At 60.2% G+C, this 1,436-nt stretch carries 2 protein-coding genes; both read right to left on the bottom strand.

Translation table 11 applies throughout. The annotated features are described in order from the left end of the window. A partial coding sequence (locus EOA22_RS33435; protein ID WP_127390605.1) for an SDR family NAD(P)-dependent oxidoreductase occupies positions 1-606 on the bottom strand: 606 nt, incomplete at its 3' end. Between the two features lie 177 nt (positions 607-783). Beyond that, positions 784-1,436 (bottom strand): alpha/beta hydrolase (locus tag EOA22_RS33430; RefSeq protein ID WP_164756176.1); only part of this gene is annotated, 653 nt, incomplete at its 5' end.

Raw genomic sequence — 1,436 nt, 5'->3', positions numbered from 1 at the left:
CTCGAAGGATGCTCGCATTTCGGCCGGGACACCCAGTTTGTCGAGAATAGCCGTATCCACGGGGCCGGGGCTGAGCACGTTGACGCGTATGCGGCGCGATTTCAGTTCTATCGCCCAACTGCGCGCGAAGGCGCCGATGGCTGCCTTGGAGCCTGCATAAACGGCATGGCCTTCCAAGACCTTCTCGCTGGCGATTGATCCCGTCAGTATGACTGCGCCGCCATCGCGCATCAGCGGGATCAGTTTCTGCACACCAAAGAAGACGCCGCGCGCATTGATAGAGAACTGCGCATCGTACTCGTCTTCGGGAACTGCCGACGAATGCGTGATGGTGTTCACGCCGGCGTTCGCCATATAGATATCGAACGCCCCAAACCTCTGATGGATCTGTCGCGCGACATCCTCGTGGTGCGCCACGTCGGCTACATCACCCTGAATGCCCAGTGCGCCGGCTCCGATCTCGGAGACTGCCTCCTCGACGGCACGCTGCCTCCGGCCGGTGATTACGACCTGCGCCCCCTCCGACGCGAAAGCTTTCGCGGCGAATAGCCCAATCCCACTGTTTCCCCCGGTGATCAACGCGGTCTTTCCTGAAAGTATACCCATTTGCATTGCCTCTGATGATTTTCACGAGAGCCGCCGCAGTTGCCAACCGCAGTTTTCAGCGTGAACTCGGACGGCTGAGACCAGAAAGCATCTCCAGCAGCCATCGATGCTGAGTTTTCATAGTCAGGCTGGCCGCACCGGTGTTGTGCTGCCAGCCATGACCGCCGTTTGAGGGCACTAGCCCTTGATGAAGGCGAGCAGATCGGCGTTCAGCTGGTCCTGGTGTGTGGCCGTGATCCCGTGGGGCGCGCCGGGGTAATATATGGCCTTTGCGCCTTTGATCAGCCGCTCCGACTTGACTGACGAATCCTTGACCGGGACGATCTGGTCGTCCTCGCCATGCAGGATCAAGGTCGGTATATCGAATTTCTTGAGGTCCTCGGTGAAGTCGGTTTCGGAGAACGCTTTGACGCATTCATATGCATTCACGAGACCGACCTGCATGCTCCAGAGCCAGAACTGATTCAGAACCCCCTGGGAGACCGTGGCGCCTGGCCTGTTTGCACCATAAAACGACTGTGCGAGGTCCAGATAGTGCTGCGAGCGATCCTTGAGGAGGCCAGCCCTTATGCCGTCGAACACTTCGATCGGCAGACCTTCCGGATTGGCCGGCGTTTTCACCATGATCGGCGGAACAGCGGCGATAAGAACAGCCTTGGCCACGCGTTCCGTCCCGTGCCGTCCGATATAGCGAGCGACCTCGCCTCCCCCGGTTGAATGCCCGACCAGCGTGGCGTCCCGGAGATCCAGCGCCTCGATCACGGCTGCAAGATCGTCCGCGTAGCCATCCATGTCGTTGCCGGAGGTGGCCTGGCTGGAGCGGCCAGGGC

The organism is Mesorhizobium sp. M7A.F.Ca.US.014.04.1.1, assembly GCF_003998745.1.
GTDB lineage: Bacteria > Pseudomonadota > Alphaproteobacteria > Rhizobiales > Rhizobiaceae > Mesorhizobium > Mesorhizobium ciceri.
This window is presented reverse-complemented; position numbering and strand designations above follow the sequence as displayed.